We start from the raw sequence: 22,298 nt of genomic DNA on the forward strand, positions 1-22,298 counted from the left end.
TTTCCATCTAAAGAATAGATATCATTTGAGCCCAAGAAACGAGGTCACATAAACCAACTGCATCATCTAAGCCAAATAACATATCAGCACAACCACAGAAACCCACTCTGGCTAACCCTTTGGAGAAGCCAAAATATAAGGCCTTTTTCAGTAAAACAAAATATATAATAGTACTCCTGAGCTTATACAATATTGGTCGGTACTATTACCAAGATTTGCTTTGTACATCCATAGCAGTCTGGTCTACTCGGCACAAACAGAGTTCGTAACTAACTCTCGCCCTTTCAGGTCTGTCATGCTGACTATATCGATTTAGCTTTTTTCGAGCACTTATCAATTATTAGTTCAACAATCTTCCTCAAAGGGCTTGGTCTCTGTATGAAGCGAAATCAATGTTTCAACAGGCAGTAAGTGAATTTTTTTTGCTATAGTTATAATAGTTCATATAGTTATTCTTCAGGCATCAATATTAAGCCGGTTTTGCATAGTGTCAGTCATAAAAACATGTATTGGTGTAAATTCAGCACAAAAAAGCTAGACAGACATATGTCCATCTAGCTAAATTATTAGGTTCTAATAACAAAATATTCCATTTTATAGTTTCCTCAGTTTATGGTTTTTGGAAACTCCCTGTATGAATTATATACAACTAAATTATAAAACGCAATGATGGACCCTATGAGGACAAATCTTATTTTGCTTATATTTCTTCCGTAATTCATAATTATGTACCCTGTATTGATGAAATTGTAACACTCAGTGAAAGATAAAGAACTCACAGCTTCCACACTTACGAGAATATCAGACAATAATGAGAAGATCCTGAAATCAATAAGATAGCAGTTCAAGGGAATACTTTTATTACACAATTAAATTATAATTCACTGTTCGAGTATCCGGCTGAAATCAGAAGGATAATATACACAACAAACGCCATCGAAACCTTTAACCGCCAGTTACGCAGAGTCACGAAATCCAAGAGTGTATTTCCAACCGATGATGCCCTGTTGAAAATGCTGTGTCTGGCAATGATTGATATAACCAAGAAATGGACTATGAGGACTTGGGACTGGGGTAAAATTATTAATCAGCAAGCAATTCACTTCGAGGGCATATTTGACCTTCCCCCAGAACGAGTTAGGAAAAATCTTTAGGAAAGTTTATACTAATTTCTTGACAAATTCTACTGCGATCAACCACTCACCAAAATACTTTTTTCCACAACTATCATTCCTCAATCTCTTCTATTCGCTCATCTAACATTTCAACCAGCTGAAATACCAGTCCTTCTTCATCATACTTTGAGAAATCAGGAACAAGTTTTTCAATAATTCCAAATCCTGTATTAGCATATTCCTCCGCTATTCCATACACTAAATCAGTGTTCCTAATTTTATCTTCTTCTTCTGTCTTTCTTAATTCATCAATTGCTACAGAGTAAATATAAGCCATTACAGAGTCTTTCCCTTTTGCCGATGATTCAAGAACAAGTCCTTCCTTGGATTTTGATTTTGTTCTAGTTCCTTCATTCACTCCTAATGCGAATGCAAGCATAAAAATATCTGTTCTTTCACCATTTGACTTCAAGCAAAGCATGTCAACTTTATCAATTTTTTCTTTAATTAATCCCTCAACATACTGTCGGTCTGCGGATAATCTATCTGCCATTGCTTAAGCCTCCCTTATAGTTGCTATTTCATCTGTAGTAAGCTTATTGTAACTTGAAATAACCTCTTGATTTAATACATTACTAATTTCATCTGAATATTCTGATGGAGTAACCGCCAAAATTATTTGCTTCGATTGGCTTACATTTAAAAGCACTTTTGCAAAATTTTCTCTGTTAATATCTGAAACTCTTCCAACCGGCGTATCAATAAATAATAAATTATCGTATCCTGAAACTTCATGAAGTCCAATCGTAAATGCAAGTGCAAGCAATTCCTTTTCTGCTGCTGAGCAACTATGTAGGCAGGATAAATTTGTTCTTTTATGGAACAATTTCAGTCTAAAATTATCGTCTAGTTCAATCCTTCCGTATGTTTCTTTCTTCCATAATAATTCCTCGAAAATTTCCATCGTTCGTTTTTGCATTTTTGACTTTACATCAGTAACAATACTATTCTTAATGCTTATAATGATTTCCCTAGCATCTGACACAAAATCATAGTGTCTTTTAATATCATCGCAAGTGGAATTATCCTTTATTGCTTGGTCATATTCTTTCTTTTTATCTGTTTTTTCTTTTTCTAAATTTTCTAATTGGGTTTTATACGAACCTTTTTTTTGAGAATTTAATTTAACCAAGTCCTCATTATTTCGTTTTTGCATCATTGCTATTTCGATCTCTTTTATTTCACTGACTGTTGAAATTTGATTATATAATTTATCATTTTCAGCATTTAGATCATCAATTTTGTCTTGATATTCTTTCAATAATCCAAATATTCTTTCTTTATCATTCTGATATTCAGATACTTCAAGTCCTCTATGAATGTCATTTTTTATTTCTGTAAGCTTCTGTATCGATACATTCGACATAAACTTTTGAACTAAAGTTTGAAAATATTCTTCTGCTGATTTATTCAAATCACTACCGCAAATTTTACATTTGTGTTCTTCTAAACTATTCTTTATGACATCAATATTAATATCTGGAACTAACGAACCATCCCCCACTTTTTGCATGATATATTGTTCTGTATTTTTATTTTTCTTATACAATAATATCTTCACTAAATATTTTCGAACAAATATTGATAATTCTTGTTTTACCTGCATAAGTTTCGCTTCATATCTTACAATTTCTTCCTTATTCTTATTATATCTATTATTATACTCTACAATTCTCTCAGTCCCGTTAATTATTGAATCCATCTGCTCAATCGCTTTTTCTGAATTCGCGATCTGCTCCTCGATTTGCGCTATTTCTCGCTTTTTATTGTCAATATTATTCTGTACTACATTTAATGCTGTTGCCTTTGCTTCGAGATTTGGTGATAATCTAGATAATTTTTTCTGATATTGCTTAGCAAAACTTCCCAGATGTTCTTCGACTTTTCCAATCACATTTACCTGAGCAATTTCATAAATACTATCTCGTATATGAGACACGTTACTAATATCTGGATCAAAATAATTAAGCAATTGCTCACCATCAAAATAAAAGTACTCTCTTATTTTCTTCGGCAAATATCGATTTATAATTTCATCTGCTTGTGCTTCCTCATACCTATAAGTATCTCCACTCGCTCTAGTTTCTAAAACATTGAATATGTCCTTTCCTGCTTGGAGATAGGTGTTTACACTAATTGAAGCTTTACGTTCAAATACATACTTTTGGTTTCCTTCAGTCATACAAATTTTAACCACAACATATCCATATTGTTCATCATTTATTTTCGCTTCTTCGATAGCATCTATATTACATAATGATAACTTATCCTTTTGATTACTGATCAATTTTACTGCTCCAGAGGCATGTGGTTCATCCCCGTACAGGCACCAGTTGATCGCATTTAAAAGATTTGTTTTCCCAACTCCGTTTGAAGCTACAATAATATGCATATCATTCTCTGATGTCTTGTCAAAACAAAACTTAACATTCTTATATTGTCTATAGTTATTTATTTCAATTGATGAAAAGCGCATTACTCATTTCCCCTTTCATTCAATGCTAAGTCGATCAATTCTTTATATTTTTTACTATACTGGCAACTTTCATTTTCATGATTTACAATATCAAAAAGAAAATCCCTCATTGCCTTATCATTCTTTGTTTTTTCCTCCAATAGTGCTTTAATAGTCAAGTTCTTTATCATTCCGTAACCTCCCTTAAAATAGAATATACTTCATTTAAAACAGATGAATTATTGATAGCATTTTTCGATAACTCCAATACACGGTCCATCTCTTTTTTGAAAATACGCTTTTCTAATTCAATTATCTGGTCATTATGAAAATCAGAAATATCTGGTTTAATAATCATATCGTATATATTCGCAATATTTTTCCCTGGTGCCTGTCTGATTATTCTACCTATCCTTTGTATATACTCCCTTGGATTTGTACTACTTGCCATTACTATAGCTCGGTCTGCTGAAGGAATATCTATTCCTTCATCCAAACATTTTATTGCAACAAGAACCTGATACTTTTTCTCTTTAAAACATTTAATAATGTATTGTCGCTCTGATAACCCTCCGTATTTATCTGATGATATTGTAGATTGTGCCTGAGTAAATCTAGACGCAGAAATACCATTTTCCCCCAATATTTTCATTACTTTGTCCATCTGATCGGCCGAAACAAAGATAATTGTATCTGATATTTCTGCCCCAATCTCCGACAAAATAGATTCTAATTCTCTGTATTTTTCATGTGCATTCTTTTCGATATCTGCACGTTTAAAACGCATCATCTGAAGGTAATTGTAAGTTTCTTCACTTTTAAATCTGCTAATACGAATTATTTTATCTGTAATTATTTTATATTCTTCTAGCTCATCCTCTGTCATTGATATGAATCGAGGTTCATACTTAAAATTAACTAGAAAAGGCTTTCCGGTTAAAGGATTATGATTTTTCAAAGCATCTTCAAGTGAAAATTCATATGATTTACCACCAAAATACTTTTCAATTAAATAACTACCCTCATCATCAAACCAACGCTGGGGTGTCGCGCTCAATCCTAGTCTATATGAATATCTTTCTAGCAAACCATTTTTTGTTTTTGCCGCACCCAAGCCATGAACTTCATCGCCTATCAGAAATTTTGTTATTCTGTCACTAGTATCATTTATTAAATTGATATAATTTTCAGAACTACAAATTTGATGAGTCGAATAAACAACCAAGTTTCTATATAAACCAGTGCTTAATTTCAAAATTTCTCGTTTTAATAGTGATGGCCAATTAGTTACATTCCCATTTATCTCTATTGAATGGTCAACTTGTATATCCAAACTTTCAATATCTGTTTTCCATTGGGATGCCAATGTTATTTGCGGACATGCTATAACTACAAGTAGCTTTGAAGTATCTTCCATTGCATTCTTAATACAACCGATTGCAGTTCTTGTTTTGCCACAGCCCGTTGCCATTTGCAAAAGTAAATTTCTTTCATTATCTTCCCACATTTCAACTGCTTCCTTTTGATAAAAGAATAGCTTTAGTGAAGGTTTTGGTGATTGCATTTCGATAATAATATTGTTTGGATAATAATTCTTTATTGCCAGCATGGAAGGCTCAAAATATTGACTTTCAGTTATTAGTTTTTCTGCAAGAGCTTGTGGAATATCTTTTACCTCAACATCTGGCCTTACAGCTCTCCAAAAACTGTCAAATTTCTTAATATCATCCTCTATATAAGGTATTGCGCCCGACCAACTACAAAACACTTTGAATTCTTCTGTATTGCCAAGCCACCCCGATGCTGATTCATTATTGGAGCCACTAAAGGATAAAATATTTCCACTTTGGTCATGGAAAATTCCAACTTTCTGATGCATAATTCCTAATTCATTTATCTGGTCAGCACTACACATCTTGCCATTTTTTTTTATTACCGCAATTTTTATTTCAAGCTTATCTTTCGCAAGCATCCAGCCTAGTGCCATAATATGGTCCTTTTGAAATTGGGATTCAATCTGCGAATAATCACTAATAAATTTTTCTGTAAGCAACTCATCTAGATTTTTAACAGAATTTTCTAGCATCATAATATCATCGCAACTTAATTGCGGACATGTCACTAATCTCATCTTGCCACCGTTAGAGATAAAATTCTCCAACCCTCGTGCAGCCAGTGCTAAACTACTTGATGAAAAAAATCCAGCAATTCTATCATAATGATTGGATAACGATAATACCGGGATATAAAATTCCCATAAAACATCATCCATTCCTGAATCATATGAAATTTTTAGTGGTATATTGGATAAGTTTTTAGTCATTTTCTCACTTCCATTTCAAATGGGTTTCAATGATTTCTTCACTATCAATAGATTTACAAACATATTCTAGCATGGTTCTAACATTTGGTCTTCGACGTATTGCTGTACTTTCTGATAAGTAATTACGAAGTATTCCCATCATATTAACTTCATGATATCTTGCATCAATAACACTTTTCTGGATTATTGGTATTAGCAGAAATAATTTTGTTCTTATTTCTTTTCTTACATCATCATCAAATTCAATATATTCTTTTCCAATATAGCTAACAGAAAATGGTTGATGCTTTGTTGTCAGATGCATTAACGATGCAGTTTTATAATGATTTTCTCCATATTTTGTCTGTGCACCTTTACTACCTGTTTTATTAAAAAAATATCCAATCAATTGATAATTGCAACCTGGATTAGACTCTACTATCCTAATAACATCGTCTATTGAATTTATGCTACTATATTGCGGAATATTTTTAGCCGATATATCTTGTATACTCGTTGCATCTGCTTCAATAATATCAATTATTTTCCTTACCGATGTTTTATTAATGGTCTTAAGTATATGTGCAGCTACTCTCTGCAATTCACCTTCAGCATATTTTCCCTGAGGTATCACATCAACTGGGTGTAAATAGAATAATCTTAAGATTTCATGGTCATAAATACTACCATTGAGTATTTTTTCTATATAACTTTCCAAACCTAATCATCCCTTCTCTTTTTCACCCGTCTTTGCTTCATATCAATTACATATTTCTGTTGGTCAAATCTTAAATCAAAATATTTTGCTGCAATATCTGGAAATTTTTTTTCGAACTCTATCATTGCTTTCATTGCAGAACACAATGTCCCCACTGTTTTATGATATTCTTGATTTGCTTGACAGTATTGCCTAAATGATTTTTTCTTCAAAAACTGAGGCTGATTACACCATCTAGCAATCTGGATAAACATTCCCTTATATGGACTGTTCAAATAATATTCATGCCGCATAATATAAGGTAAACAACCATATTTGATAATAATTGAAATCCTTTCAAATATGCTTGCAATTTCCACTTCATCTTGTGAAGCAAATCCAGAAAGCACATATAATTTTGTACTTTTGCAATTATAGCTTCTCCATAATTTAAGTTTTTCTTCTATTAAATCCCTATCCTCAATATGGTCAAATGCAAATATTATATCCCCCTTATATTTTACGTTGTTAAGTATTTCTGCTTTTTTAGAAGTAAGTAACCGAATATCAAGGCCTTGCCTAAATTGAAATGGTTTCCCTATTGCAATAAGTTCATCAAATACTTCTTTCCACTTTCCATATGCAAAAATATTATCATCCCACAAATAAATCCCTTTTCTGCTCGTATCAAGCCATTCAGATATATGGGAATGAAATTGAGCTTTATCATATTTTCGGTTTACACAAAACTCACATTTTCTGAAACACCCTCTTGTCGCAAAACCTATTGAATAATCTGTATAATCTTTCCAATACACTGTTTTGTTTTTATGCAATGCATTATGTTCTATATACTCGTCATAAATGTGATAGTCTGGCATATGATGTTCAATTTCGCAAGGTAAATCCATTCCACCATCAAAATAAAACCCTGTGCCTCCGTGAAACACATTATCAAATTCTAATATTTTTTCATCAATTGTTGTAAAATCAAAAACTTTCGATATATATATTGCATCGTATTCTCTAATACCTTCATAATCGTCCTTTGTAATGCATTCATAGTTTTCGATAAGTTCCACATCGCATCCTTGCTCTTTAAAAAATCCACTTAACTTCATAATAACTAGGTTTGGATGACGTGTTCCATTATCCAATAAATCTGCATCAATCAATCCTATTTTCCCTCTAATACTGTAATCAACACGTTGTTTCATCATTAAACGGTCCTTTGCATTTATATTTATAAAGTGCATTATCCACTATTAACCCAGTCGCATATTCAGGAAATTCAGGTTAGTAATATTATGTTTATTATACATTCCATTAATGAAAATTACAACTTTTTTTTATGTAAATAATATGATTATCATGCGATTCATGGATAAAATACTAGCTTTATAAAGTCATATCAGAATTTTAGCTATTTATCTCATTTGCATTTTTGTTACAATATCTTCTAAATCGCTTCATCATTAATCATTACATAGCCTTTTGTATCAAAATTTAACAGAATTCCCATAATTTAAGACATATATTCTATTCTTCAACCAATGCCATCATTAACAAATCTTCACGACTCAAAGAACTATCCTTTCCACAATTCATACAATCGGTTTTATTCAACTCTAAATGCACCCAAAACAAAACGTGCTCACGTGGTAGTCTGTGTTTTTTCTCCCACACGTATTTTATAAAACCACCTCATATCTCGGTCTAACAGATTTGGCGAATAATACACTTTGTTAATGGTCAGTAAGAATGTTGAACGCCAAAGTCCTCATGGAGTCAACTTTTGCATTAATTTTGAAATCCTAAATCATTACTTAAGGATTATGTGGAGCAATCAAAACATATCGTAAAGGTAGTAGATTGCACAGAAACATACAATCCAATACCCTCTTAAATAAAATAGTGGATGCCACAAAGTGACATCCACCATTTATTAGATTTCTTTTATTACTATATCAGACCTGATTTCTGAAGCAATCGCTGAGCCATGGCTGCAACTTCTGCACGTGTTACGTAATCTTTTGGTGCAAGTGATTTATCATCTTTTCCAGATACAATCCCTGCTTTAAGACAATTTGCTATGCCAGTCTCGGCATAAGCAGAAACGGTATCATCATCTTTAAAAGTACCGAGTAATGTGCTGATTTCACTTTCAGTTAAATCTATATCTAATTCTGTAATGTCCATTGCTAAAGCCAAAATGGTTATTGCCTGTTCTCTGGTGATCCTATCATTTGGACGAAATGTTCCATCCTCATAACCAGAAATCAATCCATAGTGCTTAGCTGTTGCAATATAACCACTGTACCAAGCAGAATCAGCGACGTCACTAAATTCATTTTCCACAGCACCATCGTCAAGGCCTAGAGCCTGAACCATTATTACAGCAAACTCCGCTCTTGTTATCGCACCGTTTGGATTGAATGTTCCATCTGTATAACCAGATATGACCTTGCGAGAAGCCATATCATTTACCGCATTTTGTGCCCAGTGGCCTTCCACATCTTCAAACTCTATCGGATTATAGATAAGCGCATAAACGCTATTCGTCAGGCTGTTGATCACGGCATAATATATACCCTCTATGACAGTGATTTGGGTTGGTACATGGCGTACACTACCATCCGAATCTACAATGACCGCAGTTGTTATGGCCTTCGCGTCAACGTCACTCGGTATTTCAATCCTCCGTTCAACATACGATTTATAGCTTGAAACAGTACGTGTTTCTCCGTTATAGGTACAGCTAACTGTAAATTCAATCGGCTCTACCATAAGGATCAATCCACCCTTTTTCAATGCAGCTTCCACAACTAGCTCCATATCCTCATTCGGTTCAGAAATCATTACTTCGACAGTAATGTCAGAAAGATCAATCGCCTCACCAAAACGGGCTGCCATCGCATCAATATCGATTTCTTTTGCAGGCAGAGTATAGATTGCTGAGCTTGTCTTAATCATCAAACTAGCATTCTTCTCTTCCAGGTTCTTGACCATCTTCCCAGTTATAAGACCGGACTTTATATCAGAACCACTAATAATAGGTACTTCAACCGTTAAACCATCTGCTTCAGAATTTAATAGTGCTTTGAGTTTATCGGTATCAATACTAACTTTTGTCTTTGTTCTTCCCTCTTCATTCATACCATTTTGTTTTTTAGCAGCTGTATACCCCTTGCCATTTACCAAAATAACGACATCGTCGTATAAATTTGATGAAGAAGATGTACTATCTGACCTAGAATTATTAATGTTCTGGGTCACTATGAATACAACCGTATCCATATTATCCGCACTAACCATCACTGTTGCTTCGTATACACCTTTAGCAAGCCCATTATTTGCCGCTATGGTAAAGCTTGTAGATTGATTTGAAACAAGGTTTGTTTGTTTTGGTTGCGTAAAACTAAATGATTCAGCGTCAGCTCCACTCATTGAGACAGCTAAGCCAGTTAGATTTCCAGTGCCATTACACAGTATTGTGATGATTTTGGTTTCTTGAGTTCCAGAAGAATAATTAGATTTCAAGGTAGACATCATGAGATCATTCAAGTCTTCTACTGTATAGGTTTCACTAGTAGTAAAGCTCTCTACCTCACCATATGACCTTCCAAGACTGTTTACGGCATAGGACCGCAAGTAGTAGGTAGTGCTGGGACTAAGGCCACTTGCTACTTCACTAAAACTGCCAGTTCCTGTTCCCATGCTTACCTTGGTCACGCCTTCCGCACCCATTACGGGTACGTCATCCGTTGACGAATAAAGTACTCCTTTATCACTTACTGGTTCGCCACCAGAATCTGACACATTTCCACCTAGTGTTGCCTCTGTTGCCGTGACTTGCGATACTTCCGATGTCGTCAAGGTCGGTACAGTTTCTACCCTAGCCCCAATAGTAAGTGTGCTGGTTTTTATTTCATTTTCTGATGCTAATTCGATTGACCCGATGGTTACACTGAACGCCGCTAGATCTGAGTCAAAATCCCTACCATCATACCCAAGCATCACCGTACATTCTGTATTGTTATCATAGGTAATAGCTTCTATTGTTACCCCATCTGGAGCATTATCTAGTGTGAAGCTTGATGGTAAAAGTTCACCATCTACAAAAGTCGTACCTGAAAGCTTTATTGTCAAGATAGCTGTACCGAGGTTCTCCTCTGTTAATGATGTCGCTGAGCTTAAAGAGGCACTTATGGAATCCGTTGTAAAAGCTACAATCGAACCATATGATGTTCCAATATTGTTTGTGGCATAGGACCGTATGTAGTAGGTTGTGCTAGGACTAAGGCCACTTACTACTTCACCAAAGCTGCCAGTTCCTGTTCCCATACTTACCTTGGTCACGCCTTCCGCACCCATTACGGGTGCGTCATCCGTTGACGAATAAAGTACTCCTTTATCACTTACTGGTTCGCCACCAGAATCCGACACATTTCCACCTAGTGTTGCCTCTGTTGCCGTGACTTGCGATACTTCCGATGTCGTCAAGGTCGGTACAGTTTCTACCCTAGCACCAATAGTAAGTGTGCTGGTTTTTATTTCATTTTCTGATGCTAATTCGATTGACCCGATGGTTACACTGAACGCCGCTAGATCTGAGTCAAAATCCCTACCATCATACTCAAGCATCACCGTACATTCTGTATTGTTAGCATAGGTAATAGCTTCTATCGTTACCCCATCCGGAGCATTATCTAGTGTGAAGCTCGATGGTAAAAGTTCACCATCAACAAAAGTCGTACCTGAAAGCTTTATTGTCAAGATAGCTGTACCGAGGTTCTCCTCTGTTAATGATGTTGCAGAGCTTAAAGAGGCACTTATGGAATCCGTTGTAAAAGCTACAATCGAACCATATGATGTTCCAATATTGTTTGTGGCATAGGACCGTATGTAGTAGGTTGTGCTAGGACTAAGGCCACTTACTACTTCACCAAAGCTGCCCGTTCCTGTTCCCATACTTACCTTGGTCACGCCTTCCGCACCCATTACGGGTGCGTCATCCGTTGACGAATAGAGCACTCCTTTATCACTTACTGGTTCGCCACCAGAATCTGACACATTTCCACCTAGTGTTGCCTCTGTAACCATCACTTGTGATACTTCCAATGTTGATACTTCCGGTGCAGTCCTAGCGGCCTTGTTTATAGCTACAGAGTAGAATACAGTTCTTGAATCATCGTTCGCAGTTACCGTTATGTATACGTCAGTCGTACCTCCTTCTGTTAGAAGAAGTGAATTGCCAGGCATTATTTCATCAGAAAAATCTGACTCTAAATAAAGATTTATCTTCGAATACTTAGAAGCCGTGATATCTGAAACTGATATATCAAATATACTATAGTCTATATCAATATTCCATAAGACAGGGTCGTCACTGCTTCCTGCACCGCTTGTCTTAGTATCCGTCATAGATAAAACACTTACTAATTCCGCTTCACTGCGAATTGGTAAAACCATGGCCGAAACGGATACACCATCTTCTTCCGTCGTTTTCAAAAAAGCTTCTTTGGCCGCACTGTTTTTCTCAGCTGTAATCGAAATACCGTCCATTGTAATAGATATTGTAGAACTATCTGTTATTTTTGCACCGTTATCGTCATACCAGGTAACTCCTTCATAGGAACCTGTTTTTATCGTGGAAAATAGAGTATTCGCAGTCTCATATTCACTATCTGAAGTGTATGAAAAGAGCAGAGGGGCTGCTGAAACATATGCTGCATCCGTTGTATCCATGTCGAAATCAGCATCGGCTGGATCTGCAAGTCGAGGATAAATATTGTCTGAAAATGTCCAGTGTTCATCCGTCCATCCTTCTCCACTTGAGCCTGTTCTGAGTCCAGTTCCTATCATATTTAAAGTAGATATTCCTTCTGCCTGATTTGAATAATCTTTATCGCCTATACCTTTATATGTGGACATCTGCTTGTCATAATAGCAATCTAACGCATAATTGGAACTATTCTGACCGAGTATTGCGCCTACATAGCGGTAGCTACACGCTATGGTACCGCTATTATAACAGTAGGACAATTCTTTAGGTGACCCGAATCCGACCAGCCCTCCTAGGTAGCGATAGCCTGATACGAAACCAGAGTTATAGCAATATAAAACTGCGCCAGAGGTAAAACTGTTGCCAATCAACCCTCCCACGTTAGAAGTTCCAGATACAGTACCTGTATTATAGCAGTGCAACAACTCTGCACTACTGATTTGGCTGGCCATACCACCAATATAATCGGTATCCCCTGATACACTCCCGGTGTTATAACAGTAAGACAGTTTGCCGGTATATATAAGACTACTAAAGCCACCGATATGATTAGCACCTGATACCTTGCCTGTATTATAACAATATGAAATTGTATTATTATAATTGTAGCCAACTACACCGCCTAGATGATCCGTACCTGATAGGGTACCCGTATTATGGGAGTATGACATCGAGCTATCAATACCATAACCTACTACACCGCCAATATAGGAATCTCCTGATATATTGCCTGTGTTATAGCAATGGGAAAGTTCCATACCCTGGTGCCTACCCGCAACGCCACCTAGATCTGAATTGCCAGATATGGTCCCGGTGTTATAACAATAGGATACCATGCTATTCGCACTGTAACCGACTACCCCCGCAACATAGTTATTTGTGCCTGTTATAATTCCCTCATTATAGCAGTATGACAATGTGCTATCCTCGATAAAAGCGGCTATGCCAGCTACAAATTTGTCACTAGCAGTGATATAGCTGTTGACTATTCCCAAATTTTCAACAGTTCCATTACTGATATGTCCAAACAATCCCTGATATCTTGTTGTCCCATCGATATATATTCCTTTAATAACATTTCCATTGCCATCAAATATACCCGAAAAATTCTTGGAAGACTCCGCACCTATAGGCACCCATTCGTTGATTGTAAACGGTGCCAAGCCAGTAGTTCCAAATTGATCCGTGTACACTAAACCGGCAGTACTTTTTGTGCTGTCAAATGTTTCGTTGCTGCCACTATCATCGCCAGCTATACCAGTGCCCAACCAATATGTCGTTTTTCCTTCTTTGGCAACCACGACAAGCCCAGTATCAGCGTCTAATGCAAAACTCACGCCAATGTTTAAGTCGATTTCACCAGCAAGCTTAAAATGCTGATCTTCAAAATCTTCCCCCTGGTTGACTAAATAAGCTAAATCAGCCAAATCTTGGGCACTTGAAATGATATACGGATTATCTTGGGTCCCAATACCATCCGTGAATCCTGTCGGCGCATTGTCCACCGTCGGATAACTCCATTCGCCATCGGAAGCAACTGCTGTCGATTCTAGTAGCGGGAAAAAAGATAGAACCATACATAGTGTGAGAATAACGCTTAAAGCTTTCTGTTTCATATTTACACCCTTTCATGCTGCTATAGCTCAGTATGCTAAAAATTTATTGTATAGTATACAAATGCATTCTGCAAAGTGTATTTCACATTTTAGAGCAACTCCGTTGGGTGATTGGATATAGATAGTATGAATAGTAAAGTACCCTATCATTCCAAACATCCAATTCAGCAACTGAAGGGCTTTCTGTTTGAATTAATGCGAACAGTAGCATTGTTTCATCACCCGCATGCCACTAATTAGAAACATAATTTACTAGATGAGCAATTCGCTGATGAAATAATTTTACCAAGAATGCGGGATTTGCACTTACGCCTCTATTTTATATATTACTTAATTACAAAACATATAAACACTGCAAAAACAATCACGAAAATATTTTATCGTGTTTTTGTCAATTTTTTTCCACCAAATATTTATGTCATAATCATTATCGACTGCTGGTATACTACTTTATTGAATAACGTTTTTTTATAATTATCCAAACTATTTTCCTTTTCAACGCGTCTATATAATATAAGACAATGTTTCGAAACAAAGGAGTCTTTTTAATGAGCAAGAAAAAGAAACAAATATTGGAACTATACCTGTTGAAAAAACAGCAGGACCACTATAGGTATGTCTACAGCATTATTAAGCACCGTGACGATGCACTTGACGTTGTACAAGAAAGTATTCTAAAAGCACTTAAGAGCTACCATCAATTAAAAGATACAACTAAAATTAATGCTTGGTTTTATCGGATTCTCATGACCACATCCTATGATTACTTAAGAAAAAACAAGAAATACAATACTCAATTGTCGGAAGTCAGCAAATTACATCTCAGTTCATATTTTGACCAATATGCTGATATTGATTTAGCTGATGCAATTTCAACATTGTCCGTTAATGAGCAAACAGCCTTGTATTTTAGGTATTATGAAGATATGAAAAATGAGGATATCGCAAAGCTCTTAGGAGAAAATATCAATACAGTCAAGACTCGAATATATGGTGCACTTAAAAAATTGTATCCCTTACTAGAACCAAATATTAAGGAGGAAAAATAGTGCGAACAAGAGATGAACTTAAACAACACATTGATGCTATAGAAATACCTGATGAACTTGATTCCCTCGTCCAACAAACAATAAAGGAGTATCACATGAAAGAAAAGAATAAAAGAATATACCAATGGTCAGCAGGCCTCGTAGCTTTATTTGCTTTTGTTATTACAATCAATGTAAATCCAGTACTAGCTGAGTCTCTTTCCCGAGTGCCACTACTTGGCTATGTAGTGCGAGTATCTACCTTTACGCAGTATCAGCAAACGGATGCACAATACGATATGAACATTGAAATTCCTGCAATAGAAATTGACGATTCCGTGTATGGAGACTTATCCGATATCATTGAGCAAGATGGTTCTCCTGAAAACGAGAAACTTAACCAAGTTATTTATGGGCTCAATGAAAAATATAGTGAGGAGGGAAAGGCTCTTTATGAAGCTTTTCAGGAAGAAACAGCAGAACTTGATCTGGCCGGAGGTGGACATCTGGGCGTAGATAGTGGATACGAAGTTAAGACTAACGATGAGCGGTTCTTAAGCCTAGGAAGATATACCGTTAACACGGTCGCCTCTTCCTCAACTACAATGTCATATGACACCATCGATAAAGTAAATGCGCAAATTGTCACCTTACCTGCATTATTTAAGGATGATACTTATATACCTTTAATAAGCGAATTAATTATTGACCAGATGACCGAAAGAATGAATACGGATGACTCACTCGTTTATTGGTTAGCAGATGATCAGATAGCCTCTTTCGAAAGCATCTCAGCAGACCAAAACTTCTATATCAACGAATCACACCAATTGGTTATTTCTTTTGATAAATATGAAATTGCACCTGGCTATATGGGATTGCAAGAATTCGTACTTGATACGGATGATATTCGTTCACTACTAATTGACCCAAATTACCTCGATTAGCCTTTAGACTCTCTGCCCAAATCAGTTTGACTACGTATACGTATTTCACATACGATATTTATTAAGCTGAATTCATAAGTATCACAAAAATACATAGCTTCTCTTTAATCGTTAAATTGAAGAGAAGCTATGTATTTTTTATTATTTAACTAAAGTTAGGTCCATCCATTCCATAAATTACACATAGGTGTAGATTAAGTACATATAATGGTGTAAAAACAAAATGAGCCAAAAACTCACAACTCGGTTACAATAAATGTGCTAGCAAATACTAAACCGAGGAGTGTGAATCATGGCTCAGTACAATATTACCCTAACCGAAGAACTCTTGCACGGTCTTTTCGTCTCAGATGGAAAAGATGAAGCTTTTTCTAACCTATTGGAAGAGATATTCAACCAAGTATTGGTTGCTCAATCTAATGACCAAATTGGTGCTGCCCCATACGAACGCACCGACGAAAGGAAGGCTTACCGTAACGGATACAGGGACCGACAGTTGACCACCAGGGTGGGAACACTGACGCTGCACGTCCCAAGACATCGTAACGGCGACTTCAGCACTGAACTTTTTGAGCGTTACCAACGCAGCGAGCAAGCCCTGCTTCTGGCCATGATGCAAATGGTCGTGAGCGGTGTATCCTCCAGGAAGGTGGAAGACATCACCTATGAACTCTGTGGCAGGAAGTTCTCCAAGTCTATGGTTTCTAAACTGTGCGAAAAGTTGGATCCCATCGTAAAGAATTTTCAGAACCGTCCGCTCGAAAAGCATTATCCCTTCCTGGTGGTGGATGCCCTTTACCTCAAGGTACGCGAAGATAACCGAGTCCGTTCCAAAGGACTACTTGTAGCTGTGGCTGTTAACCAAGAAGGTTACCGTGAAATCATCGGTTTCAGGGTGGCAGACACAGAGTCCGAAACAAGCTGGAGAGAGTTCTTCTCATCCTTGAAGGACCGAGGTCTTAAAGATGTACATCTGGTCACTTCGGACAGCCACAGAGGACTTGTGAACGCCATCAGGAAACATTTCCAGGGCGCTACCTGGCAGAGATGCCAAACACACTTTTCAAGGAACGTGCTGGACTTGACACCAAAGTCACTGCAGCCAGAACTGAAAGAACATCTACGTAGGCTCTATGAAGCTGTTGATCTAGAAAGTGCCACCAAAGTTCGTGATGAGATTATAGACAAGTACGAAACCAAAGCATCACGTGCAATGAATCTTCTAGATGAAGCCTTTGCCGATGTCACAGCTGTTCTCAGCGTTCCCTTAAAATACAGGAAACGGCTCCGAACCAGCAACGGCATTGAGCGACTAAACCAGGAGATTCGCCGTAGAGAGCGAGTCATACGGATCTTCCCGAATGAGGCTTCGGTTATCCGTCTCATTGGCGCCCTACTCATGGAACAGGACGAGAAATGGCAGACTGGCCGCAAGTATTTTGAGATGGATCTTTACTACCAGACGTTTTCTGAATCTAAGAATTCTGCAAAGGCTGCTGCAGTCGCCTAATCTAAACTACCGAGGAATTTACACACAAATGTGGACTTGACTTAGGTGTATCCTTCTGATTCTGTTTTTAAGCAATATATGCTCGAGTACATATAATGATGTAAAGCCACACCTAGGTTACAATACATATGCTAGCAAATACTACACATTCATTACTCAGTACTATACCCAGCCTTGCCTCTATTACATTTGAATCGATATACCATTATGGTGACGACCATAATGAGAATGTATAGTGCTGGATAGAAAAATAAACCAATATCTTCATTTGCATCCGCTCTAAAAAACAAATTTATTAATCTAAAAAAAGAATAGCTACTTGCTGCAATTAGAAAGACTTGACCATTAAAGTGTTTCCCTCGTTTTTCAATGTATAAAACAAGGAGTGCTATTAACCCCAACGCTAACATTTCATATACTGGAGTTGGATGAACACTTACCGGTTTATTAAAAATCCCAACTACCTGATTCGCTATTTGCCATTGATGTGGCAAACTGCCGACGGGATAATGAATTGCCCAAATCATATCGCTCTCTTTTCCAAAGCAACAGCCCGCTAACAAACAACCAATTCTCCCAATACTTAACCCGATTAAAATTCCTGGTGTTAAACAGTCCATAATTTCTAGAAATGATTCTTTTTTGGCAAAGGCATACAATCCAATCGCAGAAATTGCAGACAATAATCCGCCATAAAGTGCATATCCGCTACCAGTAAACGGAAAAACATATTCCACTAAAGTAATGATTTTATCTGAATTATGAAAGTGATAAAGTATACGAGCGCCAATCATAGAAATCCAAAGAACCAAGAATAACTTAATCACCACATTTGAATGCGATTCCTTTGTTTGATGAAATCGTAGTATTGATATTATGATAAAAGCCATGCTCCCTAATAATGCAAATATTTTATAGCTTGGTATCCCGTAAATCAATGGTAGCACAGGGCTCACTCATCCCTTACCAGACTTAAATCAAGTCCAAATAGTTCTACTGGCAAAGCTCCACCTAAGGTTTGTGGATTTCCATCTGTAAAGGTTAAGTCTGCAGTCACATCATCACCTACCAGTTCATAAATTGTTTCTGATTTCTGCTTAAGTGTAATCGTATTTACGGCTGGTTCCCAATCCTCCATTGGAACAATAACGGTAAGTGTACCCGTATACATTCCATCACTCCCATTCAGAACCACACGCGTTTCCATCGGCATGCCTAGCATTTCTTCAAAATTCAACTCACCAGTACCTCCACAGGCTTCAATTTCAGTTTCAGTCGGCACTGAAGTTATTACAATAGAGCCAGACCATGAACCTGATAAATTCGCTGGCATCTTCTCTTTATACCCTAATTCAATAAGCTCATCCTGGTATCTTTTTTCACCATCTGTCATTTTTAAAAGCTGTGCCAATCGTGCTACCCTTCCAGCCTCGATATACTTTTCATCTCCTCCACCAGAAAAGCCAAGTTCTCTACTGGTATCTTTTAGGATTCTGTTTTTAAGTACAAATAATTCTTCTAACCGTTCTTCCATGGACATTTCCTTCTCATCATATCCATACTTGGAATTCGTTAATAACTTTGCATTTTCAAAGGCCTCAATTAGTTCTTTATTCGCTCTTTCAAACTTCGCAACTTCATCTTCTCTTTTGCTTCTTTCTTCAAAAACTTTTCGTAAGTCATTTTTAGCTTTTTCGCGAATATTATTCAATGTTTTTTCGCCTAGCATGTCTGTTAACGGCGTTCCATCAGCAGCTCTTTCCATATCATGAAGCGTAGCATATTCTTCTATCGCATCAATATAAACTTCTCTTCTCAAACCATCCATTTGTTCAAAAAGCTCATCAAAGTTCCCTTTTTCAACATTGTAACCCCACGGTACCCAGCTTGAAGCACCGTTTAGATATATTTTATATGCCGCTTCTAATTTATCATTTTTCCATCTATTAATTTGCCGCTCGATTACTTCCGCCCCAGCAGTTAAAACCTTTCCAGGGGGAAAACTACCGATAATTTCTTTTGATACTGCCTTAAGTGCCCCATCAGTATTTCCGTTATACCATTCTGTTAATGCGGTAAAGCCCGTATTTATTTTCCCTGCATTATCTGCTAGCTTACCTAAAGCATTTCCAATGGGCATATCCTTAAGCTTACCCGCTGCCTTTAATTTTTCTAAAGAACTAAACATCTCTTTTCCAACGAATGTATTCAACTCCAGACCAAGGGCATCCATCGTTTTATCATCACCAGAATTTTTAGCATCATTGGCTGTTACAAGTAGACTCGTTATATCTCCCTGCTTCATCAAACCTTCTATCACATCTTGTGTAAAACTTTTGTCAACAACACCAAATTTTTCTGCTACTAAGTCATTTACCATTTTTTCTAGTACTGAGCTTGTTCCGCTTGCCCCTTGTGAAATAGCCCAATCTGCCTTAGATCTTTTAGATAAAAAATCACTTAACCGCTTTTCTTTTGTAGGCTCTACTGCCCAAAATTTTGAAAAATGATAAGTACCTATTGTTACATAACCTTCTTCAAGATTCACTTCTTTCGGTCGCATGTAATCCCAATTTTCACCGTTATAATACGCTACCATTATTTCATCTTCATGAACAAGGCCTGCTAATTCTTCCTGGGTTAATTTTAGTTTTATGATTACCTCTTCCGAAAGCCGTTTCTTCTCTCGGTCAATACTTATCTCTAATGGAGAGCCAAGTGGTGTTCCATCTTCCGGATTCAACTGGGGAATAGATTCTGGATTTGTGATTTCTATGGTTACCTCTTCATCAAAGGTATTTTCAGGGATTTGCAATTCAACAAATTGCGTATCATAATCACCAACTATCCCTTCCATATTAGACATACGTTGGCTAGCCGGCTCATCAAAATGACGTTCATAATCCGTTGTTAGCCCATCCGTGTCTTTGGCAACAGATTCGTCGATATTAGTCAACTCCGCAATTGTTTCAGCATCTGTACCTGAAGAGCAGCCACTAAGTAGTAACACGCCCACCAATACTAATACCATTTTTTTCACAAAATATTTTTTCATTGTTAATGCCTCCCCTTCTTTAGCTGTTTTCGGTTACATTCAACTACATAGTGCTAATGTTCTCCTGAATATATACTTTAATTGATCAACGAAAGTTAAAATATAAAGAGCATATGCCTCAGCCAAATAGCTTGAAAACGTGAATCACTTGAATCGAAACTTACCGCTAATCCGGCATGGGGTTCAAGGCATTAACCTATTAATTAAAAGGATTTGTCATAATAATGAATGGTATGGGTATTGAATCAATCGGTTGGAAACACCAGAAAGCATGTACTATGGAATTTATCAGCATGCTGCAAAATACAATAAGAATATGTCAAGGATAAGATTTATTAAAGAATTTAGATTTGATAGCAGATTATTAGACGTGTAGCATAGAGTAATGATTTAGAGGGTGTAAAATAATTGGTGTAAACTCCTGAGATTGTATAAACTAAATCTATCTTCAAGGAGGAACACTATAATGGCCCAGAAAAAACTCATCGACAAACAACTGATCCGCGAACTCATGAAAGAAGGCGAGCTTAAGGATGTCAAAGACATCCAGTCCCTACTAAAAGCACAGTTCAAAGACATCATGCAAGAAATGCTGGAAGCTGAACTGGATCATGAACTCGGATATAGCAAGTATGACTATAAGAACAAGGATACTACAAACAGCCGTAACGGCATTCGTTCTAAAAAGGTTCGTTCCGATTATGGAGAAATGGAAATTGACATACCTAGAGACCGTAATGGGGATTTTGAACCTGTAATCATTAAGAAAAACCAACGTGATGTTTCAAGTATTGATGACCAGGTCATAAGCATGTATGCCAAAGGGATGACTGTCAGAGACATTCAGGATCATCTACATAACCTTTACGGAATTGATGTATCACCAACCATGATTTCACAGATTACTGAGAAAATATTACCTGTAATAAAGGAATGGCAGCAACGCCCACTACAAGAGGTTTATGCCCACCTAATCATGGATGCCATCCACTACAAAGTCCGTCAGGATGGAAAGATAGTCAACAAAGCAGTCTACATCATACTAGGTATTGATTTGGACGGTAAAAAGGACGTTGTAGGTATGTGGGTCGGAGAAAATGAGACCAGTAAATTTTGGCTTAAAGTGTTAACTGATTTGCAGCATCGTGGTGTTAAGGATGTGCTGATAGTGTCTATCGATGGACTGAATGGCTTTAAAGAAGCAATACAGGCTGTTTATCCAGACACCAGAATTCAGCGGTGCATCGTTCATATGATTCGCAATTCAACGAAATACCTGTCCTGGAAGGACCGTAAAGCATTCGTCAATGATCTTAAACCAATCTACAAAGCAATCAACGAAGATTCCGCTTTGAACGCTCTACAAGATTTAGAAGACAAGTGGGGCGAGAAGTATTATATCGCGGTAAAACCTTGGAAAGACAACTGGGATGAAGTAGCAACAATGTTCGAGTATCCGGCTGAAATCAGAAGGATGATATACACAACAAACGCCATCGAAAGCTTTAACCGCCAGCTACGCAAAGTCACGAAATCCAAGAGTGTGTTTCCAACCGATGATGCCCTGTTGAAAATGCTGTATCTGGCAATGATTGATATAACCAAGAAATGGACTATGAGGACTCGGGACTGGGGTAAAATTATTAATCAGCTAGCAATTCACTTCGAGGGACGTATTTGACCTTCCACGAATTGAGTTAAGAAAAATCTTTAAGGAAGTTTACACCA

13 protein-coding genes and 1 pseudogene are annotated in these 22,298 nt (G+C 36.9%); 5 read left to right on the plus strand and 9 right to left on the minus strand.

What is annotated here, in order from left to right:
* Positions 1–878: 878 nt before the first annotated feature.
* A pseudogene (locus JR334_06595) lies at positions 879–1,154 on the plus strand (transposase).
* A gap of 73 nt (positions 1,155–1,227) precedes the next feature.
* Here JR334_06595 and JR334_06600 read toward each other — a convergent pair.
* From JR334_06600 to JR334_06630, 7 genes are all read right to left on the minus strand, one after another.
* A complete protein-coding gene (locus JR334_06600; GenBank protein ID QRN84660.1) occupies positions 1,228–1,668 on the minus strand; it encodes a hypothetical protein in 441 nt (146 codons plus the stop codon).
* 3 nt (positions 1,669–1,671) lie between these two features.
* The gene (locus JR334_06605; GenBank protein ID QRN84661.1) at positions 1,672–3,651 is read right to left on the minus strand and encodes an AAA family ATPase; all 1,980 of its coding nucleotides are present in this window, start codon (positions 3,649–3,651) and stop codon (positions 1,672–1,674) included.
* Positions 3,651–3,821 (minus strand): hypothetical protein, encoded by a 171-nt coding sequence (locus JR334_06610; protein ID QRN84662.1) that lies wholly within the window; start codon positions 3,819–3,821, stop codon positions 3,651–3,653. The genes JR334_06605 and JR334_06610 overlap by 1 nt, the downstream gene beginning before the upstream one ends.
* On the minus strand, positions 3,818–5,953 hold the full coding sequence (locus tag JR334_06615; protein QRN84663.1) for a DEAD/DEAH box helicase family protein: 2,136 nt from the start codon (positions 5,951–5,953) through the stop codon (positions 3,818–3,820). The genes JR334_06610 and JR334_06615 overlap by 4 nt, the downstream gene beginning before the upstream one ends.
* Positions 5,954–5,957: 4 nt before the next feature.
* Complete coding sequence (locus tag JR334_06620) at positions 5,958–6,650, minus strand: hypothetical protein (protein ID QRN84664.1); 693 nt, start codon at positions 6,648–6,650, stop codon at positions 5,958–5,960.
* Between the two features lie 2 nt (positions 6,651–6,652).
* A complete protein-coding gene (locus JR334_06625; GenBank protein QRN86876.1) occupies positions 6,653–7,822 on the minus strand; it encodes a hypothetical protein in 1,170 nt (389 codons plus the stop codon).
* A gap of 769 nt (positions 7,823–8,591) precedes the next feature.
* Positions 8,592–14,030: an S-layer homology domain-containing protein gene (locus JR334_06630; protein ID QRN84665.1), complete on the minus strand. Its 5,439-nt coding sequence runs from the start codon at positions 14,028–14,030 to the stop codon at positions 8,592–8,594.
* A gap of 548 nt (positions 14,031–14,578) precedes the next feature.
* On the opposite strand from JR334_06630, the gene JR334_06635 reads away from it, so the two are divergent.
* From JR334_06635 to JR334_06645, 3 genes are all read left to right on the plus strand, one after another.
* The gene (locus tag JR334_06635; protein QRN84666.1) at positions 14,579–15,079 is read left to right on the plus strand and encodes an RNA polymerase sigma factor; all 501 of its coding nucleotides are present in this window, start codon (positions 14,579–14,581) and stop codon (positions 15,077–15,079) included.
* A 95-nt stretch (positions 15,080–15,174) separates the two neighbouring features.
* Positions 15,175–16,005, plus strand: a complete 831-nt coding sequence (locus JR334_06640; protein QRN86877.1) for a DUF3298 domain-containing protein — start codon at positions 15,175–15,177, stop codon at positions 16,003–16,005.
* 292 nt (positions 16,006–16,297) lie between these two features.
* A complete protein-coding gene (locus JR334_06645; protein QRN84667.1) occupies positions 16,298–17,515 on the plus strand; it encodes an IS256 family transposase in 1,218 nt (405 codons plus the stop codon).
* Positions 17,516–17,667: 152 nt separating this feature from the next.
* Here JR334_06645 and JR334_06650 read toward each other — a convergent pair whose 3' ends face one another.
* Both JR334_06650 and JR334_06655 read right to left on the minus strand, forming a co-directional pair.
* Positions 17,668–18,462, minus strand: a complete 795-nt coding sequence (locus JR334_06650; GenBank protein QRN84668.1) for a prolipoprotein diacylglyceryl transferase — start codon at positions 18,460–18,462, stop codon at positions 17,668–17,670.
* A gap of 5 nt (positions 18,463–18,467) precedes the next feature.
* Positions 18,468–20,570 (minus strand): hypothetical protein, encoded by a 2,103-nt coding sequence (locus JR334_06655; GenBank protein ID QRN84669.1) that lies wholly within the window; start codon positions 20,568–20,570, stop codon positions 18,468–18,470.
* A 466-nt stretch (positions 20,571–21,036) separates the two neighbouring features.
* On the opposite strand from JR334_06655, the gene JR334_06660 reads away from it, so the two are divergent.
* Entirely contained in the window at positions 21,037–22,251 is a 1,215-nt protein-coding gene (locus tag JR334_06660) for an IS256 family transposase (protein ID QRN84670.1), read from the plus strand.
* Positions 22,252–22,298 lie beyond the last annotated feature (47 nt).

It is taken from the genome of Clostridia bacterium, from assembly GCA_016887505.1.
In the GTDB taxonomy this organism is placed as follows: Bacteria; Bacillota; TC1; order TC1; family UBA5767; genus UBA5767.